Annotated in this window: 12 protein-coding genes; 7 read left to right on the top strand and 5 right to left on the bottom strand. The window is 46.3% G+C overall.

The genetic code is table 11. The features are described from left to right. Positions 1–4 precede the first annotated feature (4 nt). Positions 5–370 carry a DUF1304 domain-containing protein gene (locus FGT79_RS16515; protein ID WP_138753913.1) on the top strand — a complete coding sequence of 122 codons (366 nt, stop codon included), beginning with the start codon at positions 5–7 and terminating at the stop codon, positions 368–370. 234 nt (positions 371–604) lie between these two features. Further along, positions 605–2,455, top strand: a complete 1,851-nt coding sequence (locus FGT79_RS16510) for a Rieske 2Fe-2S domain-containing protein (RefSeq protein ID WP_138753912.1) — start codon at positions 605–607, stop codon at positions 2,453–2,455. Between the two features lie 62 nt (positions 2,456–2,517). Here FGT79_RS16510 and FGT79_RS16505 read toward each other — a convergent pair whose 3' ends face one another. Further along, positions 2,518–3,699 carry an ATP-grasp domain-containing protein gene (locus FGT79_RS16505; RefSeq protein ID WP_138753911.1) on the bottom strand — a complete coding sequence of 394 codons (1,182 nt, stop codon included), beginning with the start codon at positions 3,697–3,699 and terminating at the stop codon, positions 2,518–2,520. Between the two features lie 4 nt (positions 3,700–3,703). Further along, positions 3,704–4,315: a class I SAM-dependent methyltransferase gene (locus tag FGT79_RS16500; protein ID WP_171056280.1), complete on the bottom strand. Its 612-nt coding sequence runs from the start codon at positions 4,313–4,315 to the stop codon at positions 3,704–3,706. Positions 4,316–4,664: 349 nt separating this feature from the next. Here FGT79_RS16500 and FGT79_RS16495 point away from each other — a divergent pair, with 349 nt between their 5' ends. Continuing rightward, entirely contained in the window at positions 4,665–6,722 is a 2,058-nt protein-coding gene (locus tag FGT79_RS16495) for a methyl-accepting chemotaxis protein (RefSeq protein ID WP_138753909.1), read from the top strand. A 170-nt stretch (positions 6,723–6,892) separates the two neighbouring features. Here FGT79_RS16495 and FGT79_RS16490 read toward each other — a convergent pair whose 3' ends face one another. Next, positions 6,893–7,732 carry a carbohydrate ABC transporter permease gene (locus tag FGT79_RS16490; RefSeq protein ID WP_138754063.1) on the bottom strand — a complete coding sequence of 280 codons (840 nt, stop codon included), beginning with the start codon at positions 7,730–7,732 and terminating at the stop codon, positions 6,893–6,895. After that, entirely contained in the window at positions 7,732–8,622 is an 891-nt protein-coding gene (locus FGT79_RS16485) for a carbohydrate ABC transporter permease (protein ID WP_138754062.1), read from the bottom strand. Before FGT79_RS16485 ends, FGT79_RS16490 begins: the two co-directional genes overlap by 1 nt. A 202-nt stretch (positions 8,623–8,824) precedes the next feature. Between FGT79_RS16485 and FGT79_RS16480 the strand changes: the two genes are divergently transcribed. The 4 genes from FGT79_RS16480 to FGT79_RS16465 all read left to right on the top strand — a co-directional run bounded on the left by FGT79_RS16480 (position 8,825) and on the right by FGT79_RS16465 (position 15,911). Further along, entirely contained in the window at positions 8,825–10,621 is a 1,797-nt protein-coding gene (locus FGT79_RS16480) for a sensor histidine kinase (protein WP_138754061.1), read from the top strand. After that, positions 10,614–12,254 carry a response regulator gene (locus FGT79_RS16475; RefSeq protein WP_138753908.1) on the top strand — a complete coding sequence of 547 codons (1,641 nt, stop codon included), beginning with the start codon at positions 10,614–10,616 and terminating at the stop codon, positions 12,252–12,254. The genes FGT79_RS16480 and FGT79_RS16475 overlap by 8 nt, the downstream gene beginning before the upstream one ends. A 130-nt stretch (positions 12,255–12,384) precedes the next feature. Further along, the gene (locus FGT79_RS16470; RefSeq protein WP_138753907.1) at positions 12,385–13,704 is read left to right on the top strand and encodes an ABC transporter substrate-binding protein; all 1,320 of its coding nucleotides are present in this window, start codon (positions 12,385–12,387) and stop codon (positions 13,702–13,704) included. 98 nt (positions 13,705–13,802) lie between these two features. Next, positions 13,803–15,911 (top strand): glycoside hydrolase family 36 protein, encoded by a 2,109-nt coding sequence (locus FGT79_RS16465; protein ID WP_138753906.1) that lies wholly within the window; start codon positions 13,803–13,805, stop codon positions 15,909–15,911. 365 nt (positions 15,912–16,276) lie between these two features. Here the strand turns inward: FGT79_RS16465 and FGT79_RS16460 are convergent, their stop codons facing one another. Continuing rightward, positions 16,277–18,193, bottom strand: a complete 1,917-nt coding sequence (locus tag FGT79_RS16460) for an acyltransferase family protein (protein ID WP_138753905.1) — start codon at positions 18,191–18,193, stop codon at positions 16,277–16,279. Positions 18,194–18,404 lie beyond the last annotated feature (211 nt).

The raw sequence follows: 18,404 nt of genomic DNA, 5'->3' as shown, positions 1-18,404 counted from the left end.
ATTCATGGTTATAGCAAGTATCATATTCGTTGCTATCGTTGCAATTGAACATATTTATATTCTTCTGCTTGAGATGTTTTTGTGGAATACGCCTCGCGCACGCAAAACCTTCGGAACGACGAAGGAATTCGCGGAGAGCACCAAATCACTTGCTGCGAATCAAGGACTGTATAACGGCTTTTTGGCGGCAGGTTTGCTTTGGGGTCTATTCCATCCTAATGCCGACTTTGGTCAGCAAATCCAGCTGTTCTTCGTGGCCTGTGTCGTTGTTGCAGCCATATACGGTGGTTTGACTGCTAAGAAATCCATTCTTGTCGTACAAGGTCTTCCAGCACTTATCGCGCTTATATTCGTATTGCTGGCTATGTAAAGAGCCGCGAAGTCAAACAGCCCGTACCGAGGTGATCGTTCACCGGTACGGGTTATTTTCTTGTGAAACCTACAGAAACTAAACGGAAATGTCGATTCTATTATAATCGGCAGTGATTCATTATTTCAGGCAAGTTTGGATAATCATATATCTTGTATTGTTGTAACCTATTCATCAAGCGCTGTTATCGGAACGGAGCTAATTTAATTTTTGTTGGAGGTAAGAATCGAACTTATGAAAAAAGTGTTAATCGGAGATGTTGCGCAGTTTAATACTTGGCCTTCTACCATTGAAATCGATGGAAAACCGTTCTTTTTAGTTCGGGAAAACGATTCGATTCAACTTCTCTCATCCACTTGCCCACATATGGGAGGTACGATTTGTCATACGGATGGCGTATTTGAATGTCCGCTGCATATGTGGAAATTCGATGAGAAGTCAGGGAAATGTTTAACCAATCTAAATCAGAATATGAAATCCATAGATACGATCATTGAAGATGGGATGATCTTTGCTCTGTTAGAGAGTGACAAAGTGGAGCCAGTCATCAAAAAGTCGACCAAACAAATGCCGAAGGATTTGTCCATTAAGCTCCATTCTCATGCATGCTTAGAGTTCGAGGCGGACAACTTTCGATTATTGACGGACCCGTGGCTTGACGGTCCTTGCTTTCTAGGGGCGTGGACGCATTACCCTACTCCGTTAACAAATGGCTCGGATTTGCGACCAGATGCGATATGGATTTCGCATGAGCATTCCGATCACTTTCATGAGCCGACCCTTGCTCATTTCAATAAAGAAACCCCTGTATACATACCCGATTTTCCGAATCAGCGTTTGAATCACCGTTTAGCGGAGCTTGGCTTCCGTAACGTTCATGCGATGCCCTTTGGGGAGAGAATTCAAATCGCGAATGACGTTTTTATTACTTGTTACGAGCCGATAAGTCTCTGGAATGATGCGTTTGTACTTATTGAAATAAAAGGCTTCCGGTTCTTGAATTTGAACGATGCAGGATTAAATCCACACATTGCTAAATTGGTTGGTCCTGTAGATGCCATTGCTTCAGCATTCTCACCAGGCGCATCAGGCTTCCCTTTAACATGGGGACATTTAAGTGAAGACGAGAAAACAACGATTATGCAGAAAAGCCGCAGCGGTCTTCTAGCGATGTTAGAACAAGCGGTATCTCTGTACCAGACCAAGTATTTAATTCCCTTTGCAAGTCATTTTGAATTGTGGCACCCCGAACACGAGCCATATGTGAAAAAAACGCTCAAAAACAGCTTGGATGATGTGCTTAGCTTTTTCGAAAATAAACCGGTCCGTGTGGTTGACTTGTTAGCTGGAGAAAAATGGATACCGAGTACGGATAAAATTGAACGCATTGGTTATAATCGCAAAGAATTGTATGATCCTGTTACCAAAAGCCTTTGGTTAAAAGAACACTTTGACCAAGCGAGCTTTTTGAATTCATTTCCGTCCGCTATCAAGGTTACTCGGCAGGAAGTTATTTCATACTTATTGAAGTTAAATGAGGTACCAGAGATTATTTTTTCAGAGGATGTTGAGGTTTTAATTACATCGACTGGGAAGGTACCTGACTTATCATTTGATGTCGTTTTCCGTATCGCAGATGGACAATTATCGATTGAAGAAGTGGGATCAAGAAAAACTGGAATCACGATTAGTATGCCGAATGAAATTTTAGGAGCGATCGTTCAGAAGGATGAATCGTGGGATGAAGCCTTTATTGGCTACTGGTGTAACTTCTATCGGGATTCAGAGATCTATCATGCTGATTTCTGGAGATTGCTTCAAGCGCCATATTATCGTAAGAATCCAATGATTAATCGATTATCTCAGTTGAGTACGGAGAATGAACTAAATAAAATGACGATAGCAGATTTGTTCGATCGGTATGGCGATGATGTTGAGCGAATATTAGGACGCTATGGACTATATTGTATGGGCTGCTATCGTTCTAATCAGGAAACATTGGAAATCGCCCTTGTGTCTCATGGTATCCTGCAAGAAAAAAAAGAACGTTTATATCGGGAACTTGATGTTTTGTTTGCTGAATGAGTTTCGAATCATGATTTCATAACCAAAAAGACAACTGCCAAAAGGGGCAGTTGTCTTTTTGGTTATTGTAAGGCGGATCGCAGGTAGCTGCATATCACAGAATGAGATAACTCAGGTCTGTGATGCAATACGGCAGACACGTTATCCATATTACTGTTCGGCTTTAACGCAACCTGGCCATCAAGCTTGTTCGGAATGACGAGAGCCGTCTCTCCTAGCATGGAGACTAGCTTCTGAGTGATTAAACGGTTATTTATTACGGATGGTTGCTCGTCCATCCAATATAAATAGTCAAAACACATCGAATGATTACTGATCTTTTGCTCGTGAGGCTGCCGTTGAACTTTTTTGTTGCAGATCAATTCAATGTATCGATCTATGTAGTCGAAATCATAAGAGAACAGCGAGAAGTGAGATTCGAAATAATCGCCGGGAATACCGAAATCCATTTCGATGATTTCAAATCTTTCATCCTGATCAATGATATCTAGTTTCAATACGGTTCTCTTCAGATCGAAGCGAGAGACTAATGATTCAACAATACGTTTTCCCCAAGCTTCCTTCGAATGATCCGGAATCAGCCTGCCGGTACAAAAAGTATCAGGGTGATTTTCTTTTTGCATCACGCTTATGAACACAACATCATCATCTTCTATTATAGCTATGATTCGATATTCTGGTCCTGGGACAAATGATTGAACGACGGCGGACGGGTCAATTTCATTCGAATCTAAGCGTTGTATTAAAGCCTCTCCGTTAAACATTTGGATATCACGGCTGGATCCGCCCATTGTAGGTTTGACCATATAATTTGAATCTTCTTGAATAATGCCTTGCCAGCATTGAAGCAATTCACTTGCACGCCATTCCATGAGATGGCTAACACCAGCAGCCTTTAATTCTTGCCGTAATGTTGTTTTATTGTCATTCATCAAGAACGTTTTCTCAGGTAATGCACCCACAAGGTTGAAAAAATGGGCGATTCTCTGCTGTGTAACCAGCGCTTTACCGTAAGAGAAACACCCAACTCCGATGTATGCCAAGTCTAGCTGAGTTAACCACTTTTGCGCTTCGGAATAATCCCATGTACTTATTGCCTTGAAATGCTGGCAGTAAGCTTTACCGGGGGCTTCCGGGTTCAGGTCGAAAGCTACAATTGGAATATTCAACTCAGCCATACGCCTAATAAACGGCAATTGGTGATGACCCGCACCTACGCTGATAACGAAACGATCAGATATCATATCGTTATTTCGTCGCAGAAATAAGCCAATGTGCGGTTTTGTTGCCTAATTTACCGATTGGTTCGATTACGCGATGACCAAGCTCGATGGATTGAAAGTCACTTAGTTTTGCGCGAACGGCTGCTTCGTCCCAGAAATACATGAGTGTTTTTTTAGGATCGGAGGAACCGGCATCGAAATACTCAACGGAATACCGATTCGGCTCCGTCTCGATTCCTTCTTTTGCACGTGTATCTTGTTCCGAGCGAAGCGTGCATAGAAGCTGGCCGCCGTCTTTCAGAATACGATAAGCTTCTTTTAATGTGCTTTGTTGAGCTTCCAAATCAAGATAATGAATAAGTCCCCACACGACGACGACGTCGAATGTTTGATCTGGGAAACTTAGCTCTTGGGCTAACTTACACTCAAAGGATACGTTCGTTATTTGTTTATCCGCAGCTGTTGCTTTTGCGTATTCGATCGAGGACGTGGAACTGTCAACGCCCACTGCTTCAATACCATGAGAGGCCATAAGAAAAGTATGTCGCCCTGCTCCGCAAGCTATGTCGATGCCCTTTTGGAATTTGCCTTTGTTACGGTTAAAAAAAGATACGACTTCTTCATCAGGATATTGCAATAAACTTCTGCCTTGCGAATAAATGGAATTCCATGTTTCTACGTTCAGGTTAGAAATGATGAACACCGCCTTCGATGGAGTTTTGTTCGCAGGATGCTTTTACCTCTTTCAATCAAGCTCCCTCACAGAGGGTTTCCTCCCTAGTACTTCTCTATGGTGCTATTAAAATCCTTTAAAGATTGGGGCTGCAGAGGGAAATTAATAGGGTGAAAATGAGTGATGAGGAGCTGTTGCGGAATGCTAACAATAATCTAAAGCATTTCTCTCATTAATCTAATAATCCTCTGTTAGGATCAGAGAGTAACCTACCATATAAACGCCAAACTAGCTGTCCAAAGGAGATTGTAAGATGCCCGTTTTTACAAAAAAGGACTACTTTACGAATCTATCATTCCGCTTTAAGCTTCCAGCTATGATTTGTTTGCTCGTGTGTGTTGTGCTAGCTGCTACCAGCATCATTTCTTACCGGATTGCTGCCAGCATTACGCTGGACAAGAGCAAGGATGAGATTAAGGCAACCTCGGACAGAATCGGAGAGGGCTTGTTATCCTCGGTCCAGCTTGAGCAGCAGTCTGTATACCTCCTATCTGTCAATAATTCTATTACTGAATTATTAGCGCTGCGGAATACAGGAACCTTGGAAGATCAGACGTTTTTCTCAGCTTCTAATGGGCCGCATGTGAAAGCGAATAAGATGCTTGAGGCCAGCATTAAGGGAATGCCGGGCATTGAATCGCTTATGCTGATCGACAAGCAAGGAATTGTCATTGCATCAAATAACCCAGACACGCTAACAAAATCAAGGTCGGACCGCCAGTACTTCCAAGATAGTCTGCAAGGAAAGACAGTAGTCAGCGAAGCGCTGGTGTCCAAAGTAAGCGGCAATCAGGTCAATGTATTCTCGATGCCCGTACTTGATTCAAGTGGGAGTGTACAAGGCGTGTTTATCGCAACAGCCGTCAGTTCCTTCTTTGTTGATAAATTAGCGAGCATCCAAATAAATGATCAAGGAAAAGTTATCATTTTGGACCGGGTGGGAACGGTCGTCTATCATTCAGCAGACGAGGCGCTCATTGGCAAGCCGTTGGAAACAGCAGAATATAACGAAATATTAAAGCCGAGCGGCGATGGAAAGCTGAATCAGGGAGAAGTAAAGCTTGCGGATAAGGTATCGTACTATTCAAAGATACCTTTATCGGACTGGACCATCATTGTAGAAGATCCGTATTCGGATGTGAATAAGCCGCTGCAGTCGATGTTGAAGAAAATGATGACGGTTATGCTCATTGCCTTATTATTGTCCATCGCGGTCGGGGTGATCATCTCCAGATTAGTTACGAAGCCAATTGTACAGCTGACAGGGCTGTTCAAGAAGCTGTCATCTGGTGATCTTACGGTCACTGCGTCTGGCCGATACAGTGGAGAGTTCAAGGAGCTCGCGGACAGCTTCAACACGATGGCTGAGCGCAATAAGGACTTGATCTCAAGCATGAATGGCTCAATCGCGGTGCTTCATAACAGCACGAGAGAGCTGGATCAGACTTCAAGCAGGACATCAGTCTCCATTATGGAAACATCGACGACGACGTCTGAGATTGCAAAGGCGATGGAATCGCAGGCGAATGATACGGAATCTATCGTGAATAAATTTATGGACGTTGGCGACAAGATCGCCAGTGCTACAAGTAAATCGCATAGGATCAAAGAAAAGGCCGATGCGATAACCGATATTTTTGAAGCTAACCATGAGGTTATTGAAACTTTGGTTGCCATTAATGTGAGAAATGAAGAGGAAGTCCGTAAAATATCGGAAATTACGCGCCAGCTGGCTGAAAGCTCTTCTGGCATTGGGCGGATGACTGACGCGATAGCCGAAATCGCCAATCAGACGAAGCTGCTTGCCTTGAACGCATCCATTGAAGCGGCAAGAGCTGGTGAGCATGGCAGAGGCTTTGCCGTTGTAGCTAGTGAAATTAGGAAGCTGGCTGAACAGACCTCTATTCAATCACAGGACATAAACGCCATCGTGGGACAGACGATTAGCCACGTTGAGAAGAACAACCAAAGTGTACACATTATTGAAGGCATTACCGTTCAGCATAATGACAGCGTAGGACAAACGAAACAATCCTTCGACCTTGTATCTGGGCATGTACAGAATATTATCGAGCAAGTAAGGGCAATGGTAGAAGAGCTGCATGAAATCGAGAACGATAAGAACGACGTGCTCGATGCTGCTCAGAACTTGTCAGCCTCTGGCGAAGAGGTCTCAGCCTCCGTTGAAGAGGTGACTGCGACTGTGCAGGAGCAAGCGGCTATGGTGCAACAGCTCGCAGAGATGGTAACGACAATCGACAGATTGACACAGGACTTGGCATCGGCATCCGCCCAGTTCAAAACCGAATAAGGAAGTACGAACGGAGAAAGGCAGCGCCCCTAATGAGCAGGGGCGCTGCCTTTCTTTCAAATATAGAAAAGTATATCATTTCGCTAGCTTTCTCTATATTTCTACGCGAAACGTTAGCTTAGCCGCCAGAGGGCGGCTTAAGCCGTTACGCTTGCGTTCATTACTGTTGACTAGCCTTTCACCGCTCCGGCAACTACACCCTTGACGATGTACTTCTGCAAGAAGATGAACACGATAATCGAAGGCAGCACAGCCATGACCATAGCGGTCATCGCATATTGCCAATCCGAAGTATATTGACCTACAAAAGTATACGCGGCCAGTGTCAGCGTCTTCGTATCCGGCGAACCGTTCACCATAAGCAGCGGCAGCAGGAAGTCGTTCCAGATCCACATCACATCAATAATGACGATGGTTGTGGTAACTGATTTGAGCAGCGGGAAGATGACAAGAAAGAAAAGCTTGAAGCCGGATGCGCCGTCAATGGTCGCACTCTCGTCAATTTCCTTCGGTATGCCTTTCACGAAGCCGTGGTAGATGAAGACGGCAAGCGGTGCACCGAAGCCCCAGTATAGGATGCCCAGTCCCCATGTGCTCTCGGACAGATTCAGACTTTTGGCAAGCTGAAGCACGGTAAGCATGATCGATTGAAACGGAATGAGCATTGGCATAATGCAGACGATATAGAGCAGTCCGCTCCAACGTGTCTTCGTTCTAGCCAGCTTGTAGGCGGCAATGGAAGAGACGAGGATGATGCCTGCAAGTCCGACGGTCGTAATGACAAAGTTGTTAAGGAACAGCTTCGGATAGTTGATGAATGACCATACATACGAATAGTTTTCAAATACAAGCTGTTTAGGAAGAGCGACAACATCGGTCATCACCTCGCCGAAGCTCTTGAACGAGTTATTGATGGCCAAGAACAAGGGATATAGAAAGACGAGTGAGAGGAGCACCATGATGATCTCCAGTATGATGCGTCCGACTCTTCCACTGCTGTTTGTTTTCATCAAGCTTCAACCTCCCTGCGTTTGAAGATCGTGAGCTGAATGATCGTTACGAATAGGACAGCGACGAATAAGATGAGCGCTTTTGCCGTACCGTAGCCGTAGAGATTGTTCTGGAACGTATCTCTGTAGATGTCATATGCGATACTGTAAGTCGTTCCGCCTGGTCCGCCGCCCGTAAGCGAGAGGATGACATCAAATACTTTAATGGAGTTGGTCAGCGCCATAAATACCGAGATCGTAATGGAAGGTGCAAGCAGCGGCAGCGTAATGCTGAAGAAGCGTCTAACCGGTCCTGCTCCATCAACGGTCGCGGCTTCCTTCAGATCGTCCGGCACCGATTGCAAGCCAGCAATGTAGATAACCAGATAGAACCCGATGGATTGCCAGATCGATACGAGCAATATGGAAACGAAGGCAAGCTTGGGATCACCGAGCCAGCTGAGATCGAATATGCCCCAGCCTGTGCTTTGTCCCAATGACTCGAAGCCCTGCATGAAAATGAATTTCCAGATAAAGCCGACGATAACAAGGCTTAGAATATAGGGAATAAAGAAAGCAGCCCGCAGCCATGAGGTCGATTTGAGCTTCATATCCAGTACAACAGCTAACAGGATGGCCAGAATGTTCACAATAACGATGTACAACACGGCGTATTTAATCGTGAACCAAGCCGAGTTCGCAAAGTTGGTGTCACCTGTGAAGATTTGCTTGAAATTGTCGAGACCAACAAACTTTGGATGCTTGGATATGCCGTTCCACTTTGTCAATGAATATCGAATGGTCATCGCGAACGGAATGTAAAACGCGACCGCGATACAAATGAGTACAGGCAGCGTAAAGATGCCGAATTCAAGCTTCTCGCTCCATTTTCTCCCTAATGCCTTGAACATCATCGCACCTACTCTCTTTAAGGGGTTATTTAAATTTTATATTTCAAAAAATCGGGATTCGCTATATTGTGTATTATAAAACAGCCATCCGCCTCTCAAAAATGGATTTAAGAAATCATTTAGGGGTAAAAAGGTGAACGGAATATGGAGCAGAAAGGTTGTGATTTCTATTTTGAAAAAGGCTTTTCGAGCAGTACGGGAAATGGCTGAGCGTGTGAATAGACGGTTGGTGAATAAGCTTATTTTGCTATTTACGACTATTATTATTCTCGTCGTGTCATCATTGACTTTTATTTCATATCAGATGTTCCAGAAGGAATCGGTTACGAACAGCATTGCCAGCACCTCTAACAATCTGCTGCTCGTTAATCAGAATATGGAGGATTACTTGAAAGGAATGGAGCAGCTGTCGCTTCCTCAGATCAGATTCGATGAAATTACGTATGCGATCATGCATGAATCGGAGGATTATGCTTCCAAGATGTATTTGGAAAACTATTTGCGCCAGCTATATTATTCAAGAAGTGATCTACAAGCCATCTATCTATACGTTGTGAAAGAAAATAAATTTTATTCGATTTCACAGGAAAATTATAATATTGCGGTTCGAACAGGAGTCAATCCTAACATTACAGAAACATCTTGGTATCAGAAGGCGATGGCGAGTCCGTTCAACCGATCTTATCAATCCATTGCACAATCAGATGCAGAAACAGGCTATGAGGTTAAGCATGAGAATAGCTTCATGGCCTATCACAGGGTACTGCGATCCATCGTATCCAGGCAGCCGCAGGCTGTACTCTCTTTCTACTTCGATGATTCAGTAAGCGAGCAGATTCTGAAGGATATTCCCTTCGATGCAGGACAGCATCTATTGTTCCTCAGCCCAGACAATGAGCCATTTTTTACCGATGATGAAGCCTTCTACAAGAGAGCGAAAGAGGCCTCCTTGACGGACAAGCTGACAGCGATTCCGAACGGTCAGCTAACCTGGTCGGAGGCGAATCAGAAGTATTTGGTCGTCTATAACATCGGAGAGCAGGAGGGATGGAAGCTTGTAAAGCCGGTCCCGTATTCACAAATATACGAAGCAGCCAGAACGACACGTAATATAGGCTTCGTTATCGGTATGCTGTTCCTGCTGCTGTCAATCATCGTCGTCATTTATTTCTCCAACGCGATCACAAAGCCGCTTCAGAAGCTATCCTACCAAATGAATCGCTTCAGTACGGGGGATTTCGACGCCGAGGCTGAGGTGAAGGGACGTGATGAGATTGCTTATTTGTCACGGCATTTCAATCAGATGGTAAGACGCACGAACGACCTCATCAATGAACGGTACAAAATGAAGCTTGTGGAGAAAAACGCTATACTAAAGGCGCTCGAAGCTGAGATTAATCCACACTTCCTGTATAATGCGCTGCAAGCGATCTCGACCAAAGCGTTAAAAAATGAACGCTATGATATTGCGGATATGGTCGATGCGCTGGCACTTACTCTGCGTTATTGCATTAGTGGCAAAGATATCGTACGGGCAAGGGATGAGCTGAAGCATATTGAGAATTATCTTTCCTTGCAGAAGGCGCGTTTCGGCAGCAGGTTGCAAGCGGAATTTGATTGGGAGGAGTCGCTGCTGGAGCTTGAGCTGCCTAAGCTATCCATCCAGACGCTTGTCGAGAATGCAATCAAGCATGCGCTGGAGAAGGTGTCCAGCACGATTACGATTGAAATTCGCGCTGCGGTTACGGAATCGCATGCCGTTATTGCTGTTCGGGATGATGGACCAGGATTCTCTCCCGAGCGGCTTGAGCAGGTACAGCAATCGTTTCTTCAGGAGTGGAAGGACCGTGAGGATGAGAATGAGAGTATTGGACTCGTGAATTTGAACACCAGGCTGAAGCTGCTCTATGGCGATGAGGCCAAGCTGCTTATCCAGACGGATAAGTCAGGCACAGAGCTGACCATGTTATTACCGAGAGGAGGCGTAAGCCATGTATAGAGTACTGATTATTGATGATGAAGAGCCGCTGCGCGAAGCGATTCGTATATTGGGTGATTGGAAGGGCTTAGGAGTTGTAGAAGTACTGGAGGCAACAGACGGGAAAGTAGGACTCCGTATGCTCGCTGAGCATAAAATTGACCTTGCGATGGTAGATATGAAGATGCCGGAGCTGAACGGAACAGAGTTGCTGCAAATCATTGAGCGAGATTATCCCGATTTGCTGACGATTGTGATCAGCGGCTACAACGATTTCGAATATACGCGTCAGGCGATACGCTCCAAGGTCGTTGATTATTTGCTGAAACCGGTCAACCGTCAAGATCTCAATCTTTCCCTGCGTAAGGCAATCGATGTGCTGGATGCGAAGCGGAAAAAGGATAGTGATTTCATTAATCGCAATATTACGCTCAATATGTCGCTACCGCGGCTGAAAGAGAAGGTGTACATCTCCATTATCGAGCGCAGCTTCAAAAGCCAAACGAACGAAGCTTTCCTGCCGCTGATTGGTGCAGATGATCCCGGCAACCGGTTCACAGCAGTCGTTGTCCGTGTGCTCAATCTAGAGCAAATTCGGAAGCAGCGATTCCATCACGATACAGACCTGCTGCACTTTGCAGTAGCGAATGTCATAAACGAAATCGCGGGTGATCACTTCGGAGCTTTCAGCTTCGCCAGCCCTAAGCAGGAGCGTGAGCTTATTGCTATTCTCACGATGAAGGGCGGCTATCCGGAGGACATTGCGTACCGGTCTATACATCAATTGAACAAGGTGATTTCAACCTTGAAGGAACTCTTCGGCATTGTTGTAGCGATCGGCATTGGGCCTTCCACGACTGATGTGCTGCAGCTGGCTTCCTCATATGAAGCTGCTAAGGCAGCGATTAATGGTATTGATGTGCTCAAGCTGAACGGGGCTGTTGTAACGGCTGCCTCTGACCTTGCTTCGACTCCCAAGGAAACACAATCGCTGACGAGTCGAATTCTGGTCATTCGCGGTGCATTGGAGAGCGGCAACGTACATAATGCTAGAACGATTCTGAACGATTACATGAAGAAATGGCGGTTATCCGATCGATTCAATATAGGGGAAGCGGATCGTGCATTGCATGAATTCATTATTCTGCTGAATGATATGGCGCTTGAGCTGGGTGTTAAGCAATCCGAGCTGCCGCTTGGCGGCATTCAAGCGCTGCGCGACTTAGGGATTGTGAGCGATTTCGCAAGCATGGACCAATTCGAGCAGTTGTTCTACGACATACTCGATTATTTCAGCGGTCAAATTAGGAAATCGCTTATGACGAATCAACCATTTGAAGTAGGGGATATTAAAGCCTATATCGACAATCATTACTTTGAAGAGATCAAAATCTCGATGTTCGCGGAGAAGTATTTTTTGAGCAGAGAATATTTGATGAAGCTGTTCAAACAGCAATTCGGATTCGGCATTCATGAGTATGTGCAGAAGGTGCGAATGGAAAAGGCGAAGGAACTGCTGGATGATCCGGGTTTGAAGATCCAAGATATTTCCGAAATGCTGGGCTACAAAGATAAGAACTATTTCAGCAAGGCGTTCCGAAATTATTATTCGTTGTCGCCGAGCGAATATAGGGCATCCAGCGGAACAGGCTAAAAAGTGAACCGCTTGCAGAATGACACTTTTTTACCCTTAACTATTCACTTATGTGCATTCTTATCCGATTTCTTTTTCTTTAGAATAGGCATCGTAGACCACAACCAATGAAAGAAATGGGGGCATTTCAATGTTCAAAAGATTTCTGGCACTATCCGTCAGCCTCGTGCTGATTATCGGAATACTGGCTGCTTGCGGCAGCGACAAAAACAATACAACAAGCAACAACGAGGGTACGAATACCGGCGGAAACACCGAAGCCTCGGATAAGCCAGTCACGATCAACATGTTCACCGCCTCTCCAGAATACACAGACGCATTCAACGCATACATCGCAGAATACAAAAAAGTAAAGCCGAACGTAACGATTAATCTTGAAATTATGCAAGCCGATTACAACACCGTGTTGAAATCGAAAATCGCTGCAGGCAGCACGCCGGATGTGTTCCAGACAACAGCTGGCGGTGACATTGATACTTTCGCTGAATACAGTGCTGACCTGACGAACGAGCCGCTTGCGGCAGCTATGACTGATTCCGTCAAAATCAACATGAGCTCCAAAGACGGCAAAGTACTTGGTTTTCCTGTGAAAGGGAACCTAATGAACATGGTTTACAACAAAAAATTGCTTGCAGATGCAGGTATTACAGAAGTACCGAAAACAACTTCCCAAATGGAAGACGCGATTGCAAAGCTTGAAGCAAAAGGCATTACACCGTTCGCCAACGCTTATAAAGAGTGGTGGGTATGGAAACATATTTTCCAAAACTTCGTGAATGCAGCTGCTGAGGATGCAGGCATTACGCCGAAAGAATTGGTAAGCAAGTTTATTGCAGGAGAAACGACATTCAACGATTACCCTGTATTGAAAGACAACTTCTTCAGCTTTATCGATACGACGGTTAAGCATGGCACGAACAAGCCGCTTGAGCGCGACAGCAACGCAGAAGTAAGTGACTTCGCTACTGGTAAAGCAGCATTCATGACGGGTAAAGGCGCATGGGATGAAGAAGCGATCAAAAAAATTACACCTGACTTTGAGCTTGGTATCGTAGGCTACCCTGTAAGTGAAAAAGCGGAGCAAACCTTGCTTGTAACTGGCGCTGACCAAGCGCTTCGAATCAACAAAGATTCCAAAGTGGTTAATGAAACGATTGCATTCTTTAACTGGCTGTACACTTCTGATTACGGCAAAAGCTGGTTCTCAACTGTAGCGAAGGTTATTCCTCCAATTAAGGACGCTCCGCTTCCTGAACTGGATATGCCTAAGCAAATGGAAGAGATTCTAAAAACAGAAAAATCTGGCGATTTGTCGGTTAACTACTCGCTAGATACGTTCCACCAAAAGTTTGGTGAGTTGATGCAAGGCTATATCGGCGGCAGCAAAACAAAGGATCAAGCTATTGACGAAATTCAAAAGGCTTGGATACAATTTGGCTCTGCAGAATAAGCCTCGCGAATAAGCAGTACCTTAACTCAGCGCTTTCACAGTGCTGGGTTAAGTTGTTTTATGGGGATGCAATCTAACAGCTAAGGACGTGAATGCAGATGAGCAAGCAGATCGAAATCGTGGAAAATGGGTTATACCTGCATTTTGAAATTACAGACAGCGGAGATGTGCTTTTTCTTCATTTCGGAAGCAAGCCGTTTGATAAGGATTGCATTAATGAGAAGCAGAAGCCGGGCTTCCGACTACTGGAGCTGCAATTAACGGGCGAGGACCGTGCTGAATATCATGGCCGTACACATCGTGCCTCTTATCCAGGTCTCCGAATGGTGTATGACGAGCATGTGGATACGCGTAATGATGCAGGCCGGAAGTTTGAGCTTAGTGTGCGGGATGGGCTGACGGGCGTAAGAGCGGTCCAGCACTTTCAGTTCTATGACGGGGTACAGACTGTACGCTGCTATACAGTGCTTACAAACGAAGGCGCGGCGGATGCGGAGATCGAGTATGTCTCTTCCTTTGCGTTGACGGGAATAGATAAAGAAGGGCTGCAAGACCGCGATGATAAAATGAGGCTGCACTTAGCTCACAACGGCTGGCAAAGTGAGCTGCAATGGCGTTCATACAAGCTGCCTGAGCTTGGCATGTCGCATTTGATGGACCGTGGCTCGAAGCGTGTTTCCTGCAGTAATACTGGCTCTTGGTCAGCTGCGGAGCATATCCCGATGGCCGTGCTTCAGAATGAAGAGGCAGGTACAAGCTTATTCTGGCAGATTGAGCATAATGGCTCATGGCATTGGGAAATCATCGAGCAGTCGGATTTGCTGACCGTGCTCATTAGCGGCCCAACCGAGCATGACAATCATTGGTGGCTTAAGCTTGCTCCGGGGGAAGAGTTCGTGTCCGTACCGCTTGCAATCGGCGCGGTAGAAGGCGGATTTGAAGAGTCTGTTGATCAGTTGACGACTTATCGCCGTCTTATTCGCAGACCCAATGAGGATAACGAGCTTCTGCGCATCATATTTAATGATTATATGAACTGCTTATGGGGTGCACCAACGACAGCGAAGCTTCTGCCGCTCATTGATGCTGCAGCCGAGGTAGGCTGCGAATACTTCTGTATTGATGCGGGCTGGTATGCACCTGGCGATTGGTGGGATGGCGTGGGAGAATGGCTCCCTTCAGAAGAGCGGTTCCCTGAAGGCATCAAATATGTACTGGATTATATCCGCAGTAAAGGCCTGATTCCTGGCTTATGGCTGGAACTTGAGGTAATGGGCATTAACAGCCCTAAGCTTGCAGAGACGGACGACAGCTGGTTCTTCATGCGTCACGGAAAACGCGTCAAGGATCGCAGCCGTTATCAGCTCGATTATCGCAATCCTAAGGTTATTGCCCATGCGGATGAGGTCATCCGCAGACTCGTCGAAGACTACGGCGTTGGCTATATTAAGATGGACTACAATATTAATGCGGGTATTGGGACGGAAAGCGATGCAGACAGCTATGGAGACGGGCTGCTGCAGCATAACCGGGCTTATCTGGGCTGGCTCGACAAGACATTCGCCGCCTATCCGAATCTGGTCATTGAGAATTGCTCCAGCGGCGGCATGCGGATGGATTATGCGATGCTAAGCCGTCATAGTATTCAATCGACTAGCGACCAGGAGGATTATGTGAAGTATGCGGCAATCGCAGCAAGCTCTCCTGCGGTGCTCACACCGGAGCAATCGGCGATCTGGTCCTATCCGCTGCGTGAGGGCGATGACGAGGAAGTCATATTCAATATGGTTAATGCGCTGCTGCTGCGTGTCCATCAGAGCGGCCATCTGGCAGAGCTTAGTCCGCGCAGGCGGGAGCTCGTTAAGGAGGCACTCGATTATTACAAAACGATCCGCAGTGACATTCCAGCAGCACTGCCTCTCTGGCCGCTTGGTCTGCCGACACAGCAGGATGAATGGGTCAGCTATGGACTGCGGCACGAGGATCGCATTTATTTGGCCGTATGGCGAATCAAAGGAAGCTCAGGCACGGTGAAGCTTCCTTTGCCAAGATGGAAAGGACAACAGCTGGATACCCGCTGCGCTTATCCTGCTGAGTCGCACGGTACGGAATGGGTGTGGCATGCAGCAGAAGGTGTGCTTGAAATTCATCTGATGGAAGAAAGAACGGCTCGGTTATTCGAGCTGCGAGTCCAATCGTCTGCTTAGCAGCAGCCGGATTATGCATGCCAGAAGGCTGAAAGCAACATGGACGAGGTTAGTGAGGATTTGTTTAGGCAGTTGAAGGTGTGACCACAGTTTTTTAATCCGAATAGCGTGCAGGGAGAGTCGTTTTCTCCGCTGCACGCTATTTTTAAAATATATAAATTTATAAGTTTGTCAGCCTATAAAGGACTTACATTTCACCGTCAAAGCTACTTCAGCGTCTTAAGGATGCCGATGCGTTTTTGCTTGAAATTTAAGCATTTATAAGTCTTTCGACTTATAAAGGGCTTATATTTCTCTGACTAAAATGCGCTGCACCGCCAAAGGAGGGCGATAGCCGTTTCACCTTGGTATTTCTTATTCTATTTTTATCGTTGGAGTGCTCTGGCTATCATATCGGCATAGAAAGAAGCACCATGTTTCTTCAAATGGACACCGTCCGCGGAGAAGAAATCCTTTTTCCCCTTGCTTGCTGAATACCAATCCACGATCGTCACATTTTCGTTTGTCTTAGCCGTTTCCGCAAGCATTTTGTTTACAGTATCCTGCCATTTGCGTGGTACGCGTGTGTTGATCATGAAGATTTTGCGATCTGGTCCAATCGTCTCCAGCAGCGCAGCCATTTGCTTGGTCGTGAAAGAGCCGTTTGTTCCCAGCTCAATAATGACGATGTCCGCGAGTTCGTCGCTGCTTTTCAGCTTCTCTAGAATAGCAGCAGCCTGTGAGAACTGTCGGCCCACCTTGCCGTCTATAGCGATGCCGGGCAGCAGCTTCTCAAGGTAGGGTCCTGCATCCAGCAGGATAGAGTCTCCGATGGCTGTCATTTCAGTCGAATGAACAGCAGGCGGCTTGGTTTCAGGTGCAGGTTTTGACGTAGCCGCAGGACTCGTTGGTTTAATAACAGCTGTTACAGGCTTTCCGCCCGTCGCAGTTGGGCTCGTATGCAGCGTTTCTTCGTTATGATCCGGTTGGCCCGATATGTCGGGCGAAGCAGGCTTAGCAGGCACTGGTTTTGTTTCGTTGGATGCAGCCGGTTTGCTTGTTTCTGATCCGCTATTGCCTTGGACGGCTGCTGATGGGAGATCGACAGTGCCTGCACAAGATACGCAGGATACGATCAAGACAATGCCGGCGAAGTAGCTCGTTGACTTCCTTGCCTGAGGACGCTGGAATTGCTCCTGGATCAAACGAGACAGCTTGCTAAGTACGCCGTGCCGAATCGGTTCCTCTACAAAGCGCCAAGACAGCTCCGCAAGAATGAAGGTAAGCACGATTTGTATGCACGCTCTTGCCAGATGCAGCTCCCCTGCTTCGGCAGTCGGTGTTGTCAGCACGATAATCGGATAATGATATAAATAAATACCGTAGGAACGAACCCCGATCCAAGCGAGTACCTTATTGCCAACCAAGCCGGCAAGCTTACTTGCGGGATGTGCCATTGCGGCAACCACCGCTACTGTTGCAAGCGCAAGCAGAACCATACCGCCGCGGTAGAGGGAGGAATCGTACTCGCCAGTTACAGCGATCATAACCATAATGATGATTAAGCCGGACGTACCCACACTGTCCAGCAGGATGCGACTGCGCGTCGGTATGGACGCGGATAGCCGCCAGCTTGGCCAGATTGCTGCGAGTGCCGCGCCGATAAGAAGAGCGAAAGCTCTTGTATCCGTACCGTAATAGACGCGGCTTGGGTCCATGCCCGGCTGATAGAGCACTGCCATAGCGCCCGCAGATACAGCTGCAGCAATGAGTATCCATAATGCAAGCTTCCCTCGCCTCGGAATGAAACGGATGGCTGCGATAAGCAGAAGCGGCCATATGAGATAAAATTGCTCCTCGACGGCAAGCGACCATAAATGGCCGAATGGTGAAGCAGGACCAAAGCTTTCGAAATAAGAGACCTCGTGAAAAATAAGCCACCAATTGCTTATATAGAGCAAAGCAGAGCCGATATCTCCTCTTAAAGCAAAGAGTCTGCTGGAATCACTTATGAATAACCATAAGGAAACAATGGCGATCATGAGAAACATTGCGGGAAGAAGCCGTCTTGCTCGGCGAATAAAAAAGGTTTTGAGATCGATAGTTTTATTTTGACCAAGCTGTTTAAGTAAAATATCCGTAATCAGGTAACCAGAGAGGACAAAAAACATACTCACGCCAAGCAGGCCGCCAGGCACAGCCTTAAGATTCAAATGATAGGCAATCACAGCTAGGACAGCGACAGCGCGCAGACCGTCCAGTCCAGGCATATACCTGCTGCTGTTGCCAATAGGCTTAGGCATAGCGGGCGCCTCCTTCACTAATCAGGCTGGGGAGACGTAAGGCAGAGCGAATTAGGCGAAGCGTGCGAGACAGTTGCGTTAGGAAGGAAATGCGGATGGTAAAAATGATTTTCAGCCCCTCTGGAAGTTAGATCGTTGTATTAGTCATTATAAAAGGGTTGCTTAGAAAATTCGTAACAGAACAGTTACAAATCGGTATCAAAAAGGTATC

This window comes from Paenibacillus sinopodophylli, assembly GCF_005930355.1.
GTDB lineage: Bacteria > Bacillota > Bacilli > Paenibacillales > Paenibacillaceae > Pristimantibacillus > Pristimantibacillus sinopodophylli.
This window is presented reverse-complemented; position numbering and strand designations above follow the sequence as displayed.